This is a genomic window from Pseudomonas syringae (genome assembly GCF_002157375.1).
Lineage (GTDB): Bacteria > Pseudomonadota > Gammaproteobacteria > Pseudomonadales > Pseudomonadaceae > Aquipseudomonas > Aquipseudomonas syringae_T.
Map to the genome: position 1 here is coordinate 37,806 of NZ_MTSA01000007.1, position 22,019 is coordinate 59,824.

The 22,019-nt window shown below is 60.0% G+C and carries 22 protein-coding genes; 9 read left to right on the forward strand and 13 right to left on the reverse strand.

The window, feature by feature from the left end; all coding sequences use genetic code 11:
• Positions 1-2 precede the first annotated feature (2 nt).
• The 5 genes from BW686_RS10280 (at position 3) to mltA (ending at position 6,101) form a co-directional block, all read left to right on the forward strand.
• Positions 3-2,285: a TonB-dependent receptor gene (locus BW686_RS10280; protein WP_084916197.1), complete on the forward strand. Its 2,283-nt coding sequence runs from the start codon at positions 3-5 to the stop codon at positions 2,283-2,285.
• Positions 2,286-2,311: 26 nt separating this feature from the next.
• Positions 2,312-2,962 carry a MotA/TolQ/ExbB proton channel family protein gene (locus BW686_RS10285; protein ID WP_084916198.1) on the forward strand — a complete coding sequence of 217 codons (651 nt, stop codon included), beginning with the start codon at positions 2,312-2,314 and terminating at the stop codon, positions 2,960-2,962.
• Between the two features lie 61 nt (positions 2,963-3,023).
• Positions 3,024-4,274 carry a phospholipase D-like domain-containing protein gene (locus BW686_RS10290; protein ID WP_084916199.1) on the forward strand — a complete coding sequence of 417 codons (1,251 nt, stop codon included), beginning with the start codon at positions 3,024-3,026 and terminating at the stop codon, positions 4,272-4,274.
• Positions 4,271-4,756, forward strand: coding sequence for a GNAT family N-acetyltransferase (locus BW686_RS10295; RefSeq protein WP_084916200.1), 486 nt, complete (start codon positions 4,271-4,273; stop codon positions 4,754-4,756). Before BW686_RS10290 ends, BW686_RS10295 begins: the two co-directional genes overlap by 4 nt.
• Before the next feature lie 154 nt (positions 4,757-4,910).
• A complete protein-coding gene (gene mltA, locus BW686_RS10300) occupies positions 4,911-6,101 on the forward strand; it encodes a murein transglycosylase A (RefSeq protein ID WP_084916201.1) in 1,191 nt (396 codons plus the stop codon).
• A gap of 76 nt (positions 6,102-6,177) precedes the next feature.
• Here the strand turns inward: mltA and BW686_RS10305 are convergent, their stop codons facing one another.
• Together BW686_RS10305 and BW686_RS10310 are read right to left on the reverse strand one after the other, a co-directional pair.
• Positions 6,178-6,639: an RES family NAD+ phosphorylase gene (locus tag BW686_RS10305; RefSeq protein WP_084916202.1), complete on the reverse strand. Its 462-nt coding sequence runs from the start codon at positions 6,637-6,639 to the stop codon at positions 6,178-6,180.
• A complete protein-coding gene (locus BW686_RS10310; protein WP_084916203.1) occupies positions 6,636-7,085 on the reverse strand; it encodes a DUF2384 domain-containing protein in 450 nt (149 codons plus the stop codon). Before BW686_RS10310 ends, BW686_RS10305 begins: the two co-directional genes overlap by 4 nt.
• Positions 7,086-7,348: 263 nt before the next feature.
• Between BW686_RS10310 and BW686_RS10315 the strand changes: the two genes are divergently transcribed.
• The 3 genes from BW686_RS10315 to aroA all read left to right on the forward strand — a co-directional run bounded on the left by BW686_RS10315 (position 7,349) and on the right by aroA (position 10,192).
• Positions 7,349-8,353, forward strand: a complete 1,005-nt coding sequence (locus BW686_RS10315; protein WP_084916204.1) for a response regulator — start codon at positions 7,349-7,351, stop codon at positions 8,351-8,353.
• Positions 8,354-8,356: 3 nt separating this feature from the next.
• Positions 8,357-8,839 (forward strand): PAS domain-containing protein, encoded by a 483-nt coding sequence (locus tag BW686_RS10320; RefSeq protein ID WP_084916205.1) that lies wholly within the window; start codon positions 8,357-8,359, stop codon positions 8,837-8,839.
• Positions 8,840-8,935: 96 nt separating this feature from the next.
• Entirely contained in the window at positions 8,936-10,192 is a 1,257-nt protein-coding gene (aroA, locus tag BW686_RS10325) for a 3-phosphoshikimate 1-carboxyvinyltransferase (protein ID WP_084916206.1), read from the forward strand.
• Between the two features lie 22 nt (positions 10,193-10,214).
• Here aroA and BW686_RS10330 read toward each other — a convergent pair whose 3' ends face one another.
• From BW686_RS10330 to BW686_RS10375, 10 genes are all read right to left on the reverse strand, one after another.
• Complete coding sequence (locus tag BW686_RS10330) at positions 10,215-10,877, reverse strand: ChrR family anti-sigma-E factor (RefSeq protein ID WP_084916207.1); 663 nt, start codon at positions 10,875-10,877, stop codon at positions 10,215-10,217.
• Positions 10,877-11,389 (reverse strand): sigma-70 family RNA polymerase sigma factor, encoded by a 513-nt coding sequence (locus BW686_RS10335; protein ID WP_179149233.1) that lies wholly within the window; start codon positions 11,387-11,389, stop codon positions 10,877-10,879. Before BW686_RS10335 ends, BW686_RS10330 begins: the two co-directional genes overlap by 1 nt.
• A 325-nt stretch (positions 11,390-11,714) precedes the next feature.
• A complete protein-coding gene (locus BW686_RS10340) occupies positions 11,715-12,584 on the reverse strand; it encodes an aldose 1-epimerase (protein ID WP_084916209.1) in 870 nt (289 codons plus the stop codon).
• Positions 12,559-13,542 carry an EamA family transporter gene (locus BW686_RS10345; protein WP_084916210.1) on the reverse strand — a complete coding sequence of 328 codons (984 nt, stop codon included), beginning with the start codon at positions 13,540-13,542 and terminating at the stop codon, positions 12,559-12,561. The genes BW686_RS10340 and BW686_RS10345 overlap by 26 nt, the downstream gene beginning before the upstream one ends.
• A gap of 84 nt (positions 13,543-13,626) precedes the next feature.
• The gene (locus tag BW686_RS10350; protein WP_084916211.1) at positions 13,627-14,907 is read right to left on the reverse strand and encodes a TRAP transporter large permease; all 1,281 of its coding nucleotides are present in this window, start codon (positions 14,905-14,907) and stop codon (positions 13,627-13,629) included.
• Positions 14,908-15,435, reverse strand: coding sequence for a TRAP transporter small permease (locus BW686_RS10355; protein ID WP_084916212.1), 528 nt, complete (start codon positions 15,433-15,435; stop codon positions 14,908-14,910).
• Between the two features lie 62 nt (positions 15,436-15,497).
• Positions 15,498-16,523, reverse strand: a complete 1,026-nt coding sequence (locus BW686_RS10360) for a TRAP transporter substrate-binding protein (protein WP_084916213.1) — start codon at positions 16,521-16,523, stop codon at positions 15,498-15,500.
• A 56-nt stretch (positions 16,524-16,579) separates the two neighbouring features.
• Complete coding sequence (locus BW686_RS10365; RefSeq protein ID WP_084916214.1) at positions 16,580-17,464, reverse strand: glucurono-1,5-lactonase; 885 nt, start codon at positions 17,462-17,464, stop codon at positions 16,580-16,582.
• Positions 17,465-17,506: 42 nt separating this feature from the next.
• Positions 17,507-18,334 carry an NAD-dependent epimerase/dehydratase family protein gene (locus BW686_RS10370; RefSeq protein WP_084916215.1) on the reverse strand — a complete coding sequence of 276 codons (828 nt, stop codon included), beginning with the start codon at positions 18,332-18,334 and terminating at the stop codon, positions 17,507-17,509.
• A gap of 177 nt (positions 18,335-18,511) precedes the next feature.
• On the reverse strand, positions 18,512-19,780 hold the full coding sequence (locus BW686_RS10375) for an OprD family porin (RefSeq protein ID WP_084916216.1): 1,269 nt from the start codon (positions 19,778-19,780) through the stop codon (positions 18,512-18,514).
• 471 nt (positions 19,781-20,251) lie between these two features.
• Here BW686_RS10375 and BW686_RS10385 point away from each other — a divergent pair, with 471 nt between their 5' ends.
• Positions 20,252-21,016 (forward strand): SDR family NAD(P)-dependent oxidoreductase, encoded by a 765-nt coding sequence (locus BW686_RS10385; protein ID WP_084916217.1) that lies wholly within the window; start codon positions 20,252-20,254, stop codon positions 21,014-21,016.
• Positions 21,017-21,120: 104 nt separating this feature from the next.
• On the opposite strand, the gene BW686_RS27475 is transcribed toward BW686_RS10385, so the two are convergent.
• Entirely contained in the window at positions 21,121-21,984 is an 864-nt protein-coding gene (locus BW686_RS27475) for a methyl-accepting chemotaxis protein (protein ID WP_373271006.1), read from the reverse strand.
• Positions 21,985-22,019 lie beyond the last annotated feature (35 nt).

Sequence of the window (22,019 nt, forward strand, 5' to 3'; positions counted from 1 at the left end):
TGATGAAGTTTTCCAGGATTCACCTTGCGTTGGTCGCCGCTGGCATGAGCCACGGCATGGTCATGGCTGACCAGACTGCCAGTGATGTCGGCACCATTGGCGTACAGGGCAAAGCAACGGCCGGTGGTGGTTACATGGTGCAGGAGGAAAGCATCAAGGCGCGTTCCACCGTGACCAAAGAGGCGCTCGACAAGCAGACCGCAACCGGGAACGCGATCGACAAGCTCAAGTACACACCGGGCCTGAATATCTCCAGCGAAGACGCCACTGGTCTTTCGGGCTTCCGCTTTACCATGCGCGGGCTCAATTCCGATCAGGTCGGGATGTCGGTGGACGGCATGCCGATCAACGACTCCGGCAACTACGCGCTGTACTCCAACCTGCTGGGTGATCCGGAAAACATCGATCAGATTTTCGTGACCCAGGGTTCTGCCGAAAGTGATGGCCCGCACATCGGTTCCAGCGGCGGCAACATCGGCATTGTCACCATTCGGCCCACCAAGGAAACCGGCGCATTCGTCAAGCAAGTGGCGGGCAGCAATGGCACTTACAAGACCTTCGCGCGGCTCAATACCGGAGAGATCAACGGGCTGAGCAACTGGCTGTCGATGTCTCACACCGAAGGCCAGAAATGGCGCGGTGATGGGGCGGTGCGTGCCGACAAGGTGGAATGGAACAGTTTTTTCGACATGGGGTCGGGCAACACCGCCAACCTGATCCTGAAGTATCACGAACAAGACAACAACAGCTACAGCCAGCTCACCAAGACCCAGTTCGAGCAGGGCGGACGCAAGTTTGACCCTTACCCTTCGACGCCTGCGGTGGGCAGCAACGGCAAGCTCTCCAGTTACTACGAGCTGGCGCAGAACCCCTTCCAGACCTTCACCGGTGTGCTCAATACTCAATTCAAACTGGCCGACAATCTGGCCCTCTCAGTCGTCCCCTATTACTTCTGGGGTAACGGCAGCGGGGTCAACAGCTCGTCTTACGCGCTCAACCGCGGCTCGAATCAGGGCGGCGTGTTTGACCTGAGCAACCTGCCCACGGCTGCGGCCTACAACGCTGACGGTTCATCGACCACGGGCGTTTACTACCGGCCTTCGCGTACCCAGACCTGGCGTCCCGGCATCACCACCAAGCTGAACTGGGATGTCAACGACGAGCACAGCGTGCAAGTCGGCTACTGGTATGAGCGTGCGCGTCAGTTGCAGACCCAGCCCTTCATCCGTCTGAAGAGCAATGGCAAGCCGGAAAGCATCCAGCCTGACTCGGATTACATGGTCGATGCCAACGGCAATGAGATCCAGGGCCGGGACCGCTACACCGTAACGCCGGCACAGAAAGTCTGGGCTCAGGACACCTGGTATTTCGCTCCGGACTGGACGCTCGTCGGTGGCCTGGCCTTCATGAACGTGGAACGTGAAGGTAACAACCACGGCAGCCTGACCGAGCGGCCGGAAAAGCGTGGCCAGACCTACAACAAGCTGCTGCCCAACGTGGGCCTCAAGTATCAGCTGGATGAACGTGACCAGTTGTTCTACAGCCTGTCACGCAACATGCGCGTGCCGCAGAACTACGTGCTGTATGACCCGGGCACCGGTTCCATCGACAGCAAGCCGGAAACCAGCTGGAACCACGAACTGGGCTGGCGCTTCACCGACCAGGACATGACGCTGGCGGCCACCCTGTTCTATCTGCAGTTCAAGAATCGACAAGTTTCCTCGCGGGACATTAACGGCGACTTTGCCGACATCAACGCGGGCGCCGTGGACAACAGCGGTCTTGAGCTGGAGTGGAGCGGCTTGTTGCCCAACCATTTCAACTACTACACCTCGTACACCTACACCCGCGCCAAACAGAAAGATGACCTGACCGTGTTCAACAACGGCGCAGCCATCGAGTTGCCCACCAGCGGCAAACAGTTCACCAACGTGCCGAAGAACATGCTGGCGGCCAACATCGGGTATGACGACGGCAGTTATTACGGCACGTTCGGGGGCAAGGTCACCAGCAAGCTCTATGGCGACCTGACCAACGACGAAAGCATTCCTGGGCGCACCATCTTCAATCTGGGCGCCGGTGTCTATCTGCCGGTGGACAAGAAAATCGTCAAGGACGCGACCTTGCGCCTGAACGTCGACAACCTGTTCGACAAGAAATACCTGGACGGCGTGTACACCACCAAAACCAACGCAGGCACTTACAGCGGTTTCCGCGACGGCGACCCGGCCTACATCGTCGGCGTCGAGCGTACCGTCACGGTTTCCCTGGAAGCCAATTTTTAACCCTCCATTGACCAGAGGTCTGCGCCATGGACATGAATCAGCTCCACGACATCACGTTCTACGTGATGTATGCCGCCATCGCGATTGCACTCTTTGTCGCAATCGAGCGAGGCATCTACTTCGCTTATGTACGTCGCCAATCGCGGGCGCTGCAAGCTGCGCTTAATGCTTCGGTACACAGTGAAAAAGACCTGCCGGAGGCGCTGACCCGCCGGACCAGCCTGCCCCTGGACATGGTGCTGCCGGTGCTGGCACAGAAAAATGCCCACGGTTCACGCCGGGACCTGGATGACGTCATCGAAACCCAGTACCTGAGCACGCGGGCGCCACTGTCCCGCAGCCTCTGGCTGATCGAGACCATCACCACCGCAGCGCCCTTGCTGGGGTTGCTGGGGACGATTCTGGGCATCATCGACACCTTCAAAGCCCTGGCCAGCGCCGGGGTGTCCGATCCGGGGCAGATTTCTGCCGGTATCGGTACGGCGTTGTTTGCGACAGGGCTGGGTATCGCAATCGCCCTGTTCTGCGTGGTCTTTCATAACTTCTTTCAAGACCGCCTTGAGCGCATCAATGATCAGCTCAAGATCCTGTTGATCCGTGCCTCCAGCGGGGCGCGGGTTCAGGATGAAATGTCGCACCCGGTCATGGTTCCTCAGCCCACCTACCGGACGGCATGATCCACACACTGGCGCAGGTCTCTGACGTGCGCCTTTTGCCTGTTCTGGCAACGAGACTTCCATGACCTTCTCTATCCGGTTTCGCCCGATGTTCATGCGCTATCGCGGCGTGATTGCCGCGTTGCTGTTTTGCAGCCCGTTCGCACACGCGGATTTCGCTATTCCCGGTTTTGAACTGGTTCACACCGTACCCGTCGGGACCAACCTGCAGACCCCGGACCTGCGCGCGCCCGGCGATGTCTGGCGCGAGCTGTTCGACGGGGCCAGCAAGCGCATCGATATCGAGCAGTTCTACGTGGCCGATCAGCCAGATTCGGTTATGGACAAGGTGCTTGCCAGCTTGCAAGCCGCCGGGCAACGCGGGGTGCAGATACGTTTTCTTCTGGAAGAAAAAGGCTTGAAGATGTCCGACCCCAAAACCCTGGAGCGGTTGCGGGCAATCCCCAATCTCACGCTGAGGGTGCTGCCTTACGCCAGACTCACCGGCAACGGCATCATCCACGCCAAGTTTTTCGTTGTGGACGGCAAGCAGGCCTTCATCGGCAGTCAGAATTTCGACTGGCGCTCACTGGAGCACATTCACGAAACCGGCTTGCGGATCGATGAGCCGGGTGTCGTGCAGCAGGTGCAGTCAGTGTTCGATCAGGACTGGCTTGCGCAGGCCGCCATCGCCGACGGCAAACCTGTCCCGGTTCCTGTTTCGTCTACTGGCAGCGTTGCATCACCCGATGGCAACTACCTGATCGCCAGCCCGCAGCGCTACAACCCGCCCGGTGTCGTCGATTCTCAGGCAGAACTGCCACGCTTGCTGGGCGAAGCCAGAAACGAAGTCCGCATCCAGTTGCTGGATTACGCTCCCTTGTCGTACGGGCCGGACAAGACGCGACCGTATTACCCGGTTATCGATAACGCCATTCGCAGTGCAGCGGCGCGCGGCGTTTCCATCAAACTCATGGTTTCAGACTGGAACACCGGCATGCCCGAAGTGGCCTACCTGAAAAGCCTGGCCCTGGTGCCCAATGTGCAGGTGCGCATCGTCACACTGCCAATGGCCGCTCAGGGTTTCATTCCTTACGCACGGGTGATCCACAGCAAAACGATGGACATCGACGACCGGATTGCCTGGGTCGGCACCAGCAACTGGCTCGGCGGCTACCTCGACACCTCGCGCAACCTCGAAGTGGTCATGCACGACAGCTCAATGGCCAGCCGCATCGGCCAACTGCATGAACAGCTGTGGAATGGCCCCTACGCCAACCCCCTCGACATCAACCGCGACTACCCGGAACCGCATCCGGGGCGTTTGCAATGAGCCTGACCGTGCGTGCGATGGCCGACAGTGACTGGTCTTCACTGGCTCAGCTGTTTCAGCAGCCAGTGTTTCGTTGGTGGACGCTCCGCATGCCCTATCAGTCAACCAACGACATCAAGAGGCTTGTGGAAGGGCGGCCATCTTCTGGATTGTCTTTGGTCGCTGAACAGGAGGGTGTGGTGGTGGGATGCGCCATGCTTTACCGGTTTCAGGGCCGGAGGCAGCACGTAGCTGACTTCTGGATGGGCGTTGACGACAGTCATCATCGTCAAGGTATCGGGGCGCTGATGCTGAAAGAACTGACGGAAACCGCATCGCGCTGGTTGAACATCAAACGTTTGGAACAGACGGTCTTCAGTGATAACGAGCCCGCCATCGAACTTTATAAGAAACATGGTTTCGTGGTGGAGGGCATGCACATGAAATACGCTTTTCGGGACGGTGAATATGTCGATGCTGTCAGCATGGCGGCGCTCTACTGAGTACGGTGCGGTTCCGGCAGGCGTACAGAAATAATAAAATCGCACACGGCCCGGGCGGCGAATTCATTCCACCCCTAGGACCCGGCGCCCGCATCAGCCACAATGATGCCCTTTACCCTCCAGCCTGCTGCGGGCTGTTAAAGGATTGGTGCTGATGATTTTCTCTTTCAAGCCATGGTCCCGGAGTCTGGCGCTGGCTGTGCCATTGGCTGTTTTGCTGACGGCGTGTGACAAGTCCGATAAACCGGTGACGCCTCCAGCGGCGCCGCACACCACTTACACCCAGGCCACCTGGGAAGCCTTGCCAGCGGTTTCGGACGCTGACTTGCAGGCCGGTTTTGCATCCTGGCGCAGTGCGTGTGTTCGCTTGAAGGCTGATGCGGTATGGGGGCCGACGTGCGCGGCGGCGGCGAGTCTGGCGGCGGCGCCCGACGCGGCGCAGATACGCACGTTTCTGCAGGGCCAGTTGCAGGTCTACAGCCTGCGCGCCGACGGTGGCAGTGCCGATGGCCTTATCACCGGTTACTACGAACCCGTCTACCCGGGCAGCCTGACCCGGACAGCGACCGCCAATGTGCCGGTGTATGGCATTCCGGATGATCTGATCGTGGTCAGCCTGGACAGCATTTATCCCGAGCTCAAAGGCAAGCGCTTGCGCGGCCGGCTTGAAGGGCGTGTGCTCAAGCCCTATGACGATGCGGCAACGATCAATGCAAAGGGTCTGAATGCGCCGGTCATTGCCTGGCTGACCGACCCGATGGATGTGCAGTTCCTGCAAATTCAGGGTTCTGGGCGAGTCAGCCTGGAGGACGGTTCGCAACTGCGTCTGGGCTATGCCGATCAGAACGGTCGCCCGTATCGTGCCATTGGCCGCTGGCTGGTGGAGCAGGGCGAGTTGAAGAAGGAAGACGTGACGATGGGCAGCATTGCTGCCTGGGCCAAGGCTCATCCTGAGCGAGTCAGCGACTTGCTGGCCAGCAACCCCAGTTATGTGTTTTTCGCCCGCAATCCGGACAGCAATGAAGGCCCTCGCGGTTCGCTGAACGTGCCGTTGACACCGGGCTACAGCGTAGCCATTGATCGCAAGGTCATTCCACTGGGCAGTCTGCTCTGGCTGTCCACCACGCGCCCGGACGGCAGCAGTGTGGTGCGCCCGGTCGCAGCCCAGGACACCGGCGGCGCGATTGCCGGTGAAGTGCGCGCCGACCTGTTCTGGGGCACCGGCGAAGAGGCTGGCAAACTGGCGGGCGACATGAAGCAGAAAGGCAATATCTGGCTGTTGTGGCCCAAGGGGATGGCGTTGCCTCAGGCCGTGGAAACAGCCCAGGCGCCGGCCACTCACTGACGAAACGCCGGATGTTTTTTTGCCAACAGCGCTATGCCTTATCGGTATCAGGTATAGCGCTGTCCATTCAGCCCGCTCATTTCAAGCGCGGGTCTACCTCGAATTCCAGTTCTCTGGCGGTTGCCACAACGGCCCCGAATGCCGGATGCCTGACGTTGAGCAAATAGTTGCACTCGCGCGGAATGATCACGCTGGGCACGGCCAGCGCCAGGCTCTGACCGGAGGCCAGCCAGGCGTCGCCGAACGAGGCTGTGGCCGGTGGCGCAGGTTCTTCGCGCCAGTCAGGGGGCAGGGTGTCGGGGCGGGCGTTGAGGATGTGTTCTTCGGCAATCTGCAACTCCAGCATCGCGTAATGCCGGGCCACGCCGCTGTTGTTCAGGTGGACCAGTATTTCCAGTAACGCAAGGGATTCACTGCCGGCGCAATACACACAGGCGTTGCCTTTGCTGTTCCAGCGTCCGCCGTAGAGTTTGGCGCCCTCACCATCGAACGCTTGGGCCAGCCATTTGCGTTTGACCAGGCGGTAGACCAGGATCACGCCACGACTCCGTGCTCCAGCCGACCGATCAGGTCCAGCACCGCCTGAGCTTCGGCTGAGGTGGCGAGCATTTCCAGTGGCCTGCGATTGCCCAGCCCGTGGACCGGATTCGCCAGCCAGAGCCGGGTTGCCTCGGTATCGCCCTCGAACAGGTCAAGCGCTGCCTTGTAGACGGCTGCCAGACGAAACAAACGGTCACTTTCTTCGGCGTTGAAACGGCGCACCTTGAGACGACGCTGCAAGGTGGCCGGTGCGATGCCCAGATGCTCGGCCAGCGTCGAGCGGTTCAGGTCGGTGTAATTCGCCAGTCGCTCGAACACTTCGTAGGGCAGGCCGCTGTGCAGTGCCGTATAGAGGCGGGTACCACGCGCTGGAATGCCCAGGTGCTGCCAGAAATCGTCCTGCCGTGGCAGGGCTGGATGGTAGTCGCCTATGGGCAGAGACATGTCACACCTCTCTATCGAGTGATCGCTATTAAATCTATCACTTGATAATAGGCGTGTTTGAGCGGCAGCGGTAGTGATCTGCAGCAACAGAAAACGACATAAATTACAGAAACTTCAAACATCGCCGACTAAGGCTATAGTTTCGCTTTGAATGCTGCGCATCGAGCGTTTAGTCTCGGATCAGGCTTCTTCTGTAGAACCGCCGAACCTGTACGTGCTGTCCGCCACTGTCCGCCTGATTTTTCTGTAGTGAGAACCACACGATGTCCACGCTTGCGCTATTGATATGCGACGACTCGAACATGGCGCGAAAGCAGTTGCTGCGTGCCTTGCCTGCCGATTGGGATGTCTCGGTGACCTTGGCCACTCAGGGGCAGGAAGGCCTGGAGGCGATTCGCAAAGGTCAGGGTGAGATCGTTCTGCTCGACCTGACCATGCCGGTGATGGACGGTTACCAGACCCTCGCGGCAATCCGCGCGGAAAATCTGGACGCCAAGGTTATTGTGGTGTCCGGCGACGTGCAGGACGAGGCGGTGCGCCGGGTCATGGAGCTGGGCGCGCTGGCGTTTCTGAAAAAACCTGCCGATCCGGACGAGCTCAAAAGCACGCTGGAGCGTCTTGGCCTGCTGGGCAAGCCTTCGGCAGCACCTGTTTCGTTGCCGGCCCTCAACAACAAGGGCGGGGTCATCAGCTTTCAGGACGCATTCCGCGAAACCATCAACGTCGCGATGGGCCGCGCCGCTGCGTTGCTGGCCAAGGTGCTAGGGGTGTTCGTGCAGTTGCCGGTGCCCAACGTCAACATGCTCGAAGTCGGCGAGCTGCACATGGCGCTGGCCGACGCCCACAGCGACCAGCGGCTGACGGCCGTCTGTCAGGGCTACATCGGCGGCGGTATCGCCGGTGAAGCGCTGCTGATTTTTCATGATTCGGAAATTTCCGGCATGTCACAGTTGATGGGCGGCGATCATTCCGACAGCTCCAACATGGAAATGCTGCTGGACCTGTCCACGATTCTCATCGGCGCTTGCCTGAGCGGCATTGCCGAACAGATAGACATCGCCTTTTCGCAAGGCCATCCGCAGTTGCTGGGTGCGCAGGGTGGGATCGACGAGCTCATTCGCGTCAATCAGCAACGCTGGAAAAAGACCCTGGCGGTCGAGATCAGTTACAGCGTGGAAGGCCACAATATTCACTTCGATCTGCTGATGCTGTTCACCGAAGACTCGGTCGAGCTGCTTACCAAAAAACTCGCCTACATGATGAGCTGACCCATGAGCAACGCTATCGAGATCAACGAACTTCATTGGTTGCTGGCCGTCACGCAGAACATCGACGTGGGCATTGTGGTGCTGGACCTGAACTACCGGGTGACGGTCTGGAACACGTTCATGGAGAACCGTTCAGGCGTGGTGCCTTACGTCGCCGTCGACAAGACTTTCTTCGAGATTTTCCCCGAGGTCAACGCGAAGTGGTTCAGCAAGAAGGTCGATAACGTCGTCACCCTTGGCACGCCGGCTTTCACGATATGGGAGCAGCGGCCGTACCTGGTGCGTTTCAAGAATTACCAGCCGATCACCGGGCACGAAGAATTCATGTACCAGAACACCACGCTGTTCCCGCTGCGCTCGACCACCGGGGCAATCAGCCACGTGTGCCTGGTGATCTACGACGTCACCGACGTGGCGGCCAACCGCAATCAGTTGCTGGCCGCCAACGACAAGCTGCAGCAACTGTCCGACGCCCAGCAAACGTAATCTGCCTGCCGGGGTATTTTCCCGGCAAAAGCGCCCTGCGGGCTTGATCGTCCTCGTGCTAGGATCGCGATTTTTCCGCTGACACTCAGGGACATCATGCGATCTCAAGCCACTCTCACTGTTTTGCCTGTCGAGCGTCCGCTGGTCGGGCGCGTCAGCCCGCCGGGTTCCAAGTCGATCACCAATCGTGCGCTGTTGCTGGCGGGGCTGGCCAAAGGCACCAGCCGCCTGACCGGCGCCCTGAAAAGCGACGACACCCGCGTGATGTCCGAAGCCTTGCGTCTGATGGGGGTGCAGGTCGACGAACCGGACGACAGCACGTTCGTCGTGACCAGCAGCGGCCACTGGCAAGCGCCGCAGCAAGCGCTGTTTCTGGGCAATGCCGGAACCGCAACGCGCTTTCTGACCGCTGCGCTGGCCAATTTCGAAGGCAACTTCGTGGTGGATGGCGACGAGTACATGCGCAAGCGCCCGATCGGCCCGCTGGTCGACGCCTTGCAGCGCATGGGCGTTGAGGTCAGCGCTACCGGCGGTTGCCCTCCCGTGGCGATCAAAGGCAAGGGCGGGCTGGAAGCAGGCCGTATCGAGATCGACGGCAATCTGTCCAGCCAGTACGTATCGGCGTTGCTGATGGCAGGGGCTTGCGGCAAAGGGCCGGTCGAAGTCGCACTGACCGGCAGCGAGATCGGCGCACGGGGTTATGTCGACCTGACACTGGCAGCCATGCAGGCGTTCGGGGCTGAAGTTCAGGCCATTGGCGACGCTGCCTGGAAAGTCTCGGCAACAGGCTACCGCGCCACGGATTTCCACATCGAGCCCGATGCATCGGCGGCCACCTATCTTTGGGCCGCGCAAGCCTTGACCGGCGGTAAGATCGACCTCGGCGTGGCCAGCGATGCGTTCACTCAGCCTGATGCCCTTGCCAGCCAGATCATCGACCGCTTTCCGAACATGCCCGCAGTAATCGACGGCTCGCAAATGCAGGACGCGATTCCAACCCTGGCGGTGCTGGCGGCATTCAACCGTCAGCCGGTGCGTTTTGTCGGCATCGCCAATCTGCGGGTCAAGGAATGCGACCGTATTTCAGCGCTGTGCCAAGGCCTGTGCGCCATCGCACCGGGCCTGGCGGTCGAAGAAGGTGACGATCTGGTGGTATACGCCAACCCTGCTTTGGCAGGCACCACCGTCGATGCTCTGATAGACACCCACGCCGACCACCGCATCGCCATGTGCTTTGCACTGGCCGGGCTGAAGATCAAAGGCATTCACATCCAGGACCCGGATTGCGTCGGCAAGACCTACCCGGGCTACTGGGATGCGCTGGCTTCGCTGGGTGTCAGTATCCAGCGCTGACAGAACGTGTCGCGGCCGTTTTTCAAATTCCGAAAAACGGCTGCATCATCCGCGCGAACAGGCCGTGGAAGCGCAGCTTTGAATCGGTTGCCAGCACACAGATGCATTCCCGGTCCGGGTAGGCAATCGGCTGATGTTGGATATGGCTGTCCAGGTCGGCCACATCACCCAACTCGAATGCGCCTTGTACATCGTGATAGGCGCCCTTGAGGACCATGGTCATTTCGCTGCTTTCATGGCTGTGGACCGGCATGCTGACGCCAGGGGCGATTTTCAGCAGCATGAGGTTGCCCTCTTCGATGCCCGTGGCGCGCACCCGTTGCACGCCGGGGAGCAGGGTCTTCCATTTCAGCGTGCTCAGGTGCTGGCCAAAATGCGCCTGCATGCACATCGGCAGCACGTCCGGGTCCTGATTGGCCGCTGGCATGGAGTGCATGTCGGGCGCCGAGCCCTTTTCCTGCTCATCCAGGCGCGCCAGCATGGCGGATCGACCTTTCAGGGGGATCACCGAACTGGTGTGCTGCTCGATCAACACACCGCCGATCTGCTCCGCCATCCTGAGGCGTGCTCTGCATGTAGCGCAGCGCTCCAGGTGGGCGGCGGTGACCAGAGAGATAACCTGCGACAGCGCCCCTGATGCATAGCTGACCAGGGTTGCATCGTCCGGGTGATGCAGTGGGCCCATCATGACTCCTCGATCCGCGAGCGCAACTTTTGAAAAGCCAGTCGCAGGCAAGACTTCACCGTGCCCAGCGGCATGTCCAGGCGTTCGGAAATTTCCCGGTGGCTGAGCGCTTCGAAATAGGACATTCGCAGCACTTTGGCTTGATCAACGGGAAGGTTCTGAATGGCGATGTTCAGTTGTTGCTCCTGGCGCTGGCTGTAATCAAGCGTTCTGTCTGCCGGGGCCTCCAGACGCTCGAGTTGTTCCAATGAGTCTTGCACCTGCACCCAGCCCCGGTCCTTGCGCACGCTGTCGATGTACAGATTGCGCGCGATGCGGAACAGCCATGTTCCCAGGCTGGCTTTGGCCGGATCAAAGGATTCAGCCTTGTTCCACAGCTTGAGCAGCACTTCCTGAACCAACTCTTCCGCTTGTCCTTCAGGCACATTCAGCCCCGTCAGGTAGCGTAATAAACGCGGCGCGAAGTGATCGTAGATGCGCATGAAGCTGTCGCGGTCCCGTTGTCGGGCCACGGCAGCGACTTCATCAATCCAAAGTCGGTTTATCGTCGAATCGCTGTTCGGGCTGGACAAGTGACAGAAGGTCCTGAGACTGGCAGTTATGCGCATGATCCACCTTCTGATCACCGTTGTCCGGTATTGGTTCGCGGTGCAGAAGTGTTACGCAGAGGGAGAGGGCGTGGATCACCGTCATGATCAATATCGAGACGGATGGAGGATGATATCACCGTGCCTTTAGCATTACTTATCCAGCAAGGCCTGAGGCGCATCTTGATCACTTAGGGTCTGCACCGTTCGAGGAGGTGGGGTCGGTAGACGTCGGCTGAGCCCGGCTGCCTCAGTCGGGCAGGTAGTGCAATGTGAGTTTCATCGTCACCGACTCGCCTTGCCGCAGCAGCTTCAACCCGGGATGACCGGGCAAATGATGGGCGTTGACCGGGTGGCTGACCGGCTCGAAACAGAAGAAGTCCAGCCCCGGCGGGCAGAACACCAGACAGTACTCGCTGCCGGTGGCGTGGCAGTGCAACTCATAGCCCAGGTCAGGCTGGCTGATGATGCTGTGGCCGTCCCAACCGGTAAACCCGTTGTCGAGGCGGGTATCGGGCAGGGTGCTGCTGTGCCGAAAGTCCCATTCAGCGGGCAGGTCCTGCAAGACGTCGGGTAAACCTGCCTCGTCGCACAGCCACACCTGTGCGGCCTTCGCCTGCAAGCGTGTGTGGGCCGTGCGCGGCAAGTAAGGGTGCAAGCCCAGGCCGTGCCAGGCGGCGCGGTTGTCCCGGTGAGTGGTGGTCAGCTCGATGCTCAGCTTGCCGCCGTGCAGGGTGTAGCGCAGTTCAGCGCGATAGGCGAAGGGTATCTGGCTATCGAGTTGCAGGCAGGCCTGTTGCGGCGTCTGCTCGATGACGGTCCAGGCTTGCTGCCAGGCGCTGCCATGAATAGGCAGCGGGTCGTTAGCGCTGTTGGGCGCCAGGGCCAGCCAGCCATCCGGTGTGTCGAAACCGCCGTTGCCGATCCGGTTTGACCAAGGGGCCAGCGGGTAGCAGGCCAGTCGCCGAGGCATGCCGGTGGCCAGTGTTTCTTCGCTGCTGGGGCGCAGCAGTGGATGGCCGCTGGCCAGGGCGGTCCAGTTGACGATACTTCCGCCGATGTCGGGCGCCAGCGTCAATCGGGTCAGGCCATCTTCAAGGGTCAGAACGTTCGCGGGCATGGTGCAGGACCTTGTTGGATGATTGGCTGAACGGTTGAGGGGCAGGCGGGGCCGCGCGTCGCCAGGTCAACAGGACAATCCCGCTGACCACGATCAACCCACCGATGACCTGGCCACTGCTGAGCAGTTGATCCAGAATCAACCAGCCGAACAGCAGGCTGGCGACCGGCTCTATGTTCATCACCGGTGCATTGCGGCTGATGTCCAGACGCGCCATGCAGATGAACAGCAGCGAAAACCCCAGCCCGTACAGCAGCACCAGGCTGGCCAGTGCGGTCCAGCCGATACGGCTTGCCGGCAGGTCCACGCCGCCGGGCAGCAGGCCGCTGGCACCTGCCACTGCCGCGGCGATGAAGACCACGGCCATCGTCAACATGCTGCGCACCGTACCGCGCATGCTGGCCAGCTTGTTATCGGTGATCCACAGCGCAAAGGCAAACACCACGGCGGCGGTAAAAGCGTAGGCGATGCCTTCCAGCCACTGCGGCTCGCTGCTGCCGGGGTTCGACAGTCTCTGCGGCACGTCCAGGGCCAGGGTCAGGCCGATCAGAATCAGCCCCATCAGGCCCGCTGCACGCCGCGTGGGCCTGGCGCCGCCCAGTGCCCAGGTCAGCAGCGCGAGCAAAATCGGCGAAACGTTGACCACCAGAAGCGCCAGGGCCACCGGGATACGTGCCACCGCTGAATAAATGCAAAAACTCTGGGTCGCGATCAGCAGCCCGAGCAGCAGTTGCCAGCGCCAGGTGCTGGCGGGAAGACTGAGCGTTTCGCGTTGCCATAACACCAGGCTGATCAGCACCAGCAGGGTCACGCCGGAGCGACAGAGAATGGCCAGCAGCAGGCCGGTGTCATGATCGAAGGCAATGCGCGCCGCAATATGGTTGCCGGCAAACGAACACGCCAGCAGCGCCAGAATCATCACCGCGATGTGACGGGGAAACAGAGCAGGGGTGGGCATACACAACCAGCCTCCTTGGCTGGAACAGCGGGATCGCATGCCGGCGCCTCAAGTAGAGGCGCCGGCAGCGTTACAACGACAGGCTTAAAGCACGACGCTCGGCAGCCACAGCGAGATGGCCGGAACGTAGGTGACCAGCATCAGCACCAGGAAGAGGGCGACGTAGAACGGCACCAGCGCTTTCACGGTGGCTTCGATGGTGACTTTACCCACCGCTGCACCGACGAACAGCACTGCGCCCACGGGTGGTGTGATCAGTCCGATCCCCAGATTGACCAGCATGATCATGCCGAAGTGAACCGGGTCGATGCCGACGCCGACGATGACCGGCAGCAGGATCGGGGTCAGGATCAGAATCAGCGGCGCCATGTCCATGACGGTGCCCAGCAGCAGCAACATGACGTTGATGCACATCAGGATCACGTAACGGTTGTCCGAGAGCGTGAGGAACGCTGTCGTGATCTTCATCGGGATTTCCATCAGCGTCAGGATGTAACCGAAGCTGGCGGCGAACCCGATCAGAATCATCACGATGGAAATGGTGCGGGCGGCCCGGTGCATCAGTTTGGGCAGATCGCGCCATTTGTAGTCGCGGTAGATAAACATGGTGACGAAGAACGCCCAGAGTACGGCGATGGCGGCCGACTCGGTGGCGGTGAAGATGCCCGACAGGATGCCGCCGAGAATGATGACCATCGCCATCATGCCCCAAAGCGCTTCACCGGCGATTTTAAGCGCCTGACGCAGCGGGATCACTTCACCCTTGGGATAATTGCGCTTGCGCGCGAAGATCATGCACAGGCCCATCATCACGGCGCTGAGCAACAGCCCTGGCAGGATGCCGGCCATGAACAGGGACGCGATCGATACGGTGCCGCCTGCCGCCAGCGAGTAGAGCACCGAGTTGTGGCTGGGAGGCGTCAGCAGGGCCTGAACCGAGCCGCTGACGGTCACGGCGGTCGAGAAGTCCCGAGGGTAGCCGTTGCGCTCCATTTCCGGGATCAATACCGAACCGACCGAGGCGGTATCGGCCACCGATGAGCCCGAGATTGCACCGAAGAAGGTCGACGCCACGATGTTGACCAGCGACAGGCCGCCGCGCACGAAACCGACCAGTACTGCCGCGAACGCGACCAGGCGTCGTGACATGCCACCTTCGGCCATGATTGCCCCGGCGAGCACGAAGAACGGGATCGCCAGCAGCGAGAACTTGTTCACGCCGCCTGCGATCTGGATCATCAGGGCGTCGGCGGGAATATCGATCCACCAGGCGCCGATCAAGGCTGACAGGCCCAGCGCGTAAGCCACCGGCATGCCGATTAGGATCAATGCGATGAAGCTGCCCAACAGTATAAAAGCGTCCATTTATGCGGCACCTTCGCTTTCTTCAATGACGTCGAAGCGCATCACTGCGCGATGACTCTGGTCGCCCAGAAACAGCCTTTCGAGCACGAAAATCAGGGTCACGATGCCGCCAACGGGAATCGGCAGGTAAGAGATCCCGACGCGCAGAAACGGCAATTCGCCGACAAATTGGTTCCAGGTGGTGGCGCACAGCTTGAAACCCTTGAAAATCATGAACAGGGCCACTGTCGCCATCAGAATCTGCACCACGACAGCCGTAATGCGGCGTACTCGCTGCGGCATGCGGTCCACAGCCATCGAAACCGCCATGTGCGCCCCGGCGCGGTAACTGGCGGCGGCCCCGAAGAAGGTAAACACCACCATCAGCAGAATGGCCGTGGGTTCCGGCCAGCTCGAGCCGCTGCCGAGCATGTAGCGGGCGAAGATGCCCCAGGGAATGATCAGGGTCATGATCAGCACCGACAGACCCGCGATACCGATACAGATCCGATAGACCGTGTCGTTGATGCGCAAAAGCGTATTTTTCATGAAGGCTCACCACTGCGACGGCGAACGGGCTTGCGCCCGTTTCCGCCGCTAATCAGACAGGCTTATTGGGCCGCTTGGGTACTGGCCGCAGCCAGCGCCGGATCGGTCTTAACCGCTTCGATACGGCTGATTAGATCCTTGTAAGGCGCGCCGAACTTGTCACGTACCGGCTGGGTCGCGTCGTAGAAGGCTTTCTTCTGCTCCGGCGTCAGCGTGATGAACTCCACGCCGGCAGCCTTGAGCTTGGTTTCAGCGTCGGCTGACGACTTGTCCCACAGCACGCGTTCTTCCATCTGGGCTTCGCGCGCGAGCTTTTTCACCAGTGCCTGTTGATCGGGGTTGAGCTTGTTCCAGGTGGTTTTTGCCATCACGATCGGCTCGGGCAGGATCAAGTGCTCGGTTATCGTGAAGAACTTGGCGTTCTGATAGTGGTTGTGCTGGAAATAAGTAGGCGGGTTGTTTTCAGCACCGTCGATCACGCCGGTCTGCAGGGCGCTGAAAATTTCGCCGGTGGCCATGGCGATGCCGTTACCGCCCATGTCGTTGATGGTTTCGATGAACACCGGGTTGCCCTGAACGCGGATTTTCATGCCTTTGAGGTCGGAGATCTGCCGCACGGGTTTCTTGGTGTACAGGTTGCGGGTGCCGCCATCCATCCAGGCCAGCGCGACCATGTTGAATTGCGAGTTGGTGATCTTGTCGAGAATTTCCTGACCGATTTTGCCATCGATGATCGTGCGCATGTGCGCCTGATCGCGGAACACGAACGGCAAGTTGAAGACATTGACGTCCGGCACCACCGGGCCGACGATGCCCAGGCTGACGCGAGTCATCTGCACCGCGCCACTCTGGACTTGCTCGACGACTTCCTTCTCGGAGCCGAGCACGCCACCCGCGTACATCTTGAAACTGATCTCGCCCTTGGATTGCTCTTCGAGTTTTTTGCCCATGTTCTGCTCAGCCACGACCGGCGCGTAGCCTGCTGGGTGAACTTCGGCGAACTTGATTTTGACTTCTGCCTGGGCCAGGCCCGACACGCAGAATGCCAACGGAAGTGCAGCGATGAGAAGCGTGCGTTTGAAATCCATGGATATCTCCAATATTGTTATTTTTGGTCGAGCTATGGGGTTTTCGGTAGGCGCAATCAGCCTTTAAAAGCGGGTTCCTCCAGGCCTTTGACGCCAGGTCGCAAAGCGAACACACCGCCAGCGAGTGGTTGGTCGGCAAGATCGCCGCCCGGACGAATGGAGGTCACGAACAGGGTGTCCAGATCGGGGCCGCCAAACGCACACATGGCCGGCTTTTTCACCGGCACGACCAGCGAACGGTCGAGCTTGCCTTGGGGTGTGAAGCGATGGATCAGGCCAGCGTCATTGCCGCAGATCCAGTAACAGCCATCGGTGTCGATTGCCGCGCCGTCGGGACGGCCCAGGTGATTGTTCATGTCCACGAACAGACGGCGATTGTGTGGTGTGCCGTTGTCGGTGTCGTAGTCGAAGGCCCAGATTTTCTGAACGCTGGGGTGCGAGTCAGACAGGTACATCGTCTTGCCGTCCGGGCTGAAGGCCAGACCGTTGGGGACGATGAAGTCCTTGAGTTGCGCATCCAGGGTTTTCTGGCCTGCGCTGTAGCGATACACCGCGCCGACCACGGCGCCCGCCGCCATGTCCATCAGCATGGTGCCGGCCCAAAAACGACCTTGTCGGTCGCAGCGGCCATCATTGAAGCGCATACCCGACTGCGCGTGTTCAACGCTGACCAGAAGCGTGCTGATCAGGCTGTTGTCGTCACAGGGTTGCAGGTGAAAAATCCCTGTTTCCATGCCCGCAATCCAGCCGCCACGACTGTCGGCAGCGATACAGGCGAGCATTTGCGGGGCGTCCCAACTGTCGGTCGTACTGTCCGCGCAGTTCCAGCGGTGCAGCCGGCCTGCCGGGATGTCTACCCAGTAGAGCGCCTGGTCACGCACGCTCCAGACCGGACTTTCGCCCGTGGCGTTCTGTGCATCTGCAATCAGTTCGGCGTCCATGACTATTCGTGTCTCCGGATTTCTGAGAGGAGTAAGCGGTCCTTACTGATCGTCGAACGGCCCTGCCGCCACAAATGCGCCGCCCTGATAAACCATTGCCGGGTCATCGTCTGCCGGCATCAGTTGGGCCTCGATCACTTCGCGGAAGATTTCGGAGCTGTCCTTGGGGGCGTAATCCAGTTTGCTGGCAAACCGGTTGTCCCACCAGACTGTCTTGTTGTCCGAGACGCCATACACCACGGTGTGGCCGACATCCGGCGTATACAGGGCGCGTTCGATCAGTTGCGTCAGGTCGCCGAAGCTCAGCCAGGTGCTCATCATTCTGCGATTCTGCGGCTCCTGGAACGACGAGCCGATGCGGATGCTGACGGTTTCGATGCCGTAGCGATCAAAGTAGAAGCTGGCCATGTCTTCGCCGTAGGACTTGGACAGGCCGTAGTAGCTGTCCGGGCGGCGAGGGAAGTGTGCATCAATGGTTTCGTTCTGCTTGTAGAAACCGATCACATGGTTGGAACTGGCGAAGATCACTCGCTTCACGCCATGCCGGCGAGCGGCTTCGTAGATGTGGAAAACGCCGCAGATATTGGCGCCAAGGATTTCCTCGAAAGGTCTTTCAACCGAGACGCCACCAAAATGCAGGATGGCGTCCACATCTTTTACCAGTTGATGAACCGCGTTCTTGTCGGAAAGATCGCACACCTGCACTTCTTCATGCTCGTCGACAGGCGGTGCCATCTCGGCAATGTCGGAAAGTCGCAGGACCTTCGCGTATGGGCGCAAAGTCTCGCGCAATACTTTTCCAAGGCCACCTGCCGCACCTGTCAGCAGGAGGCGATTGAAGGGAGTCTGGGTGATATGAGCCGATGCCATGAGAAAAGTCCTGATTTGTTATTGTTGTCATCTGTTGTCGTATGACTTGCCCGATTATCAACATCGCCTGCGCTTATTGTCAACGCGGCCAACGTCTATATCGGGCCACCGCGTACACCTCGGTACAGGGCGTTGCAAGACAAAGTCTGGACTGCCTGCCAGACCTTGCCTCAGGGGTCAGAGCAACGAAATCGGGTAGCTGACGAACACGCGGTTCTCATCGAATTCATTGGCGCTGAAATCGCGACGGATGCTTGAGTTGCGCCATTTGACGTTCAGGTTCTTGAGCGTGCCGCTTTGTACCGTGTACGCCAGTTCCGACTCGCGCCCCCATTCCTTGCCGTCCGTGATGGTGCCGGTGTGGACGTTATCGCCACTGATATAGCGGTTCATCATGGTCAGGCCGGGTACGCCGAGCACCGCAAAATTGTAGTCATGACGCAGCTGCCAGGATTTCTCTTTGGCGTTGTCGTAGCTGGCGTTGTAACTGTCGTTGGCCAGTGTGCCGCCGCTGGTGCCGTTGACGCGCATCCACGCCGTGTCGCCGGTGAGCTTTTGCAGGCCGACATAGAACGTGCTGCCACCGTAGCGGGCCGAGAGCAGTGCGTAGGTGGTTTTGTTGTCCAGATCGCCAGCCAGTTTGTTGCCATCTTCCTTGCCGGTGAAGAAACCCAGATTGGCGCCCAGGGTCCAGTCGCCGATGGGCTGGCTGTGCAGCACATTGAAGAACTGCTGCTGGTAGATGTCCTGCAACTCCGAGTACCAGACGCCGACCTGAGTGCGCTTTTCATTGAAGACGTATTCGCCGCCGCCGAAGTTGAAACGATCGGACGTGAATGCGCCTCGTCCGTTCAACGACATGTCTTCCATGCTGGCGTCATTGCGCGGGCTGTTGCCACGGAACTGCCCGCCATACAGCGTCAGGCCGTCGATCTCCTTGGACGTCACCTGGCCGCCGCGAAACGTCTGCGGCAATGAACGTCCGTCATCGGAGCGCAGTATCGGTAGCACCGGCATCCATTCGCCGACTTTCAGCTCGGTCTTGGAAAACCGTGCCTTGCCCGCCACGCCCAGGCGTCCGAAATCATCCGCCGGGCGACCGTCGCTGTGAATCGGCAGCAACTGCGTGCCTCCGGTGCCTTTGCCGCCATCGAGCTTGACCGAATACAGGCCCAGTACATCCACCCCGAAACCGACCACGCCTTGGGTAAAGCCCGACTTGGCGTCGAGAATGAAGCTTTGTGTCCACTCTTCAGCCTTGCTCTGCGGCGCAGCGCTGCTGGGGAACGACGGGTTGGTGAAGTTACGATTGAAGTACGCATTACGCAGGGTCAGCGTGGCCTTGGTGTCGTCCACGAAACCTTCGGCCATGCCGAGCATCGGAAACATCAGCGTCATGCCGCCAACACTCAGCAGTACGCGCGAACGGGTAGAGTAAGTTGTCATTATTGTTGTGCTCCCTGTTTATTGAAACCGTCCTCTTTTCTGGTCACGCGCAAGCAGCGACCGACACCTTCGAGGATTACGTGATGTACGTGGTGGCCAGACACGGCCCCGACCGACAGGCGATCGAGTACCGTTCGCCAGGCCTCAGCGAATACTCAGAATATGAACGGGTGTCGGATGAGGCAGCGCGGACAAGCCGGACGAAGATTCAATCATTCGTGGAGCGAGCGTGCAGGCGAGCGATTTCATAGGGTGGCCCTGTCTTGTTTTTATTTTTTGGCGTTATAGGTTGTCGTACAACTGTGAGGGATATTTACAGCGCAGGCGGCCTTTGTCAACGCGCTGTTAGTCGAGGTTTACCGATTCACCTGGATTTTTAAGCGGTCTCGGAGCACTCCTTGAATGGGAATGAACGCTGTGGGCGAGTCAGCAGTCCACCCGGTAACCCCGTTCTTTTTTTGGAGCTACCACATGAATCGTTTCACCCAGAAAGTCGTCGTCATCACTGGAGCGGGCTCCGGGATTGGTGAAGCCACCGCCAAGCGTTTCGCGCAGGAAGGCGCAAGCGTGGTTCTGGTCGGCCGCAATCACGACAAGCTTGCCAAAGTGGCCGCCCAACTGAAGGGCGCAGAGCATCTGGTCAGGGCCACTGACGTGGCGGATCTGACTGACGTAGAAGCGCTGTTTAAGGAAGTGGCCGAACGCTTCGGGCGTCTGGACGTTCTGGTCAACAATGCCGGTGTCGTCAAATCCGGCAAAGTGACCGAGCTGGGCGTAGAAGACTGGAAAGCCTTGATGTCAGTGGATCTGGATGGAGTGTTCTATTGCACGCGCACTGCCATGCCAGCGCTGATTGCCAGCCAAGGCAACATCGTCAACGTGTCGTCGGTTTCCGGCATGGGGGGCGACTGGGGCATGAGCTTCTACAACGCGGCCAAAGGCGCGATCACCAACTTTACCCGGGCGCTGGCGATGGATCATGGCGCAGACGGCGTGCGGGTCAATGCGGTTTGCCCGTCGCTGACTCGCAGCGAACTGACCGAAGACATGTTTGACGATAAGGCACTTATCGCCAAGTTCATGGAGCGCATCCCATTGGGGCGGCCTGGCGAGGCGGAAGACGTTGGCGACGTCATCGCGTTCCTGGCCAGCGACGACGCGCGCTTCGTGACGGGCGTCAACCTGCCGGTGGATGGAGGGCTGTCAGCCTCCAACGGGCAGCCGCCGCAGGCTTGAGGCGTCAGGCGAGTTCATGAGTCAGGTGGAGTGAGCGCTGTCTTTGCGCCTGCCGGAAACCAACAAGCCCGGTAAATACCGGGCTTGCGGGTGATTGCGAGGGATCAGATCCGGAAGTGGCTGACCATCGTCTGCAACTGACCGCCAAGGCGTGCCAGTTCGACGCTGGAGGCGGCTGTTTCTTCACTGGCCGACGCAGTCTGTTCGGATACATCGCGAACATTGATGATGCTGCGGCTGATCTCTTCTGCGACGGCGCTTTGCTCTTCGGCTGCAGCGGCGATCTGCTGGTTCATGGCCTGAATGCTGGAGACCGTCTGGGTGATGCTGCCCAGCGACGTACCTGCCTGACGGCTCAACTGCACGCTGCTGACCGTCAGTTCACGGCTGTTGAGCATGATGCTGGAAACCTGACGCGTACCGCTTTGCAGGGCGGCCACCAGGGTCTCGATTTCCACCGTTGACTGTTGCGTGCGTTGCGCCAGGCCGCGGACTTCGTCGGCAACCACGGCAAAACCACGTCCGGCTTCACCGGCCCGTGCCGCTTCAATCGCCGCGTTGAGGGCCAACAGGTTGGTCTGCTCGGCCACCGCCTTGATGACGTCCATGACCTTGCCGATCTTGTCGCTTTCCTGTTCCAGGTGGTTCATGGCATCGGCCGAGCGACCCACTTCGGTGGCCAGGCGCTCGATCTGGGCAATCGCTTCACCCACGACCTTGTCGCCATCGCGTGCCTCGCGGTCAGCGTTCGACGCTGCCTGTGAAGCCTGCTCGGCGTTGCGGGCAACTTCGGCAACCGTGGCGGACATCTCGTGCATGGCAGTGGCCACCTGATCGGTTTCCACTTTCTGGCTGTTGACGCCAGCGCTGGTCTGCTCGGTGACAGCGGAGAGTTCTTCAGCGGCGCTGGCGATCTGCACAACGCTGTCGCGGATTCCGCCGATCAGCTCGCGCAATGTGCTGCCCATCCGCTGAATGCCTTGCTGCAGAACGCCGAGCTCGT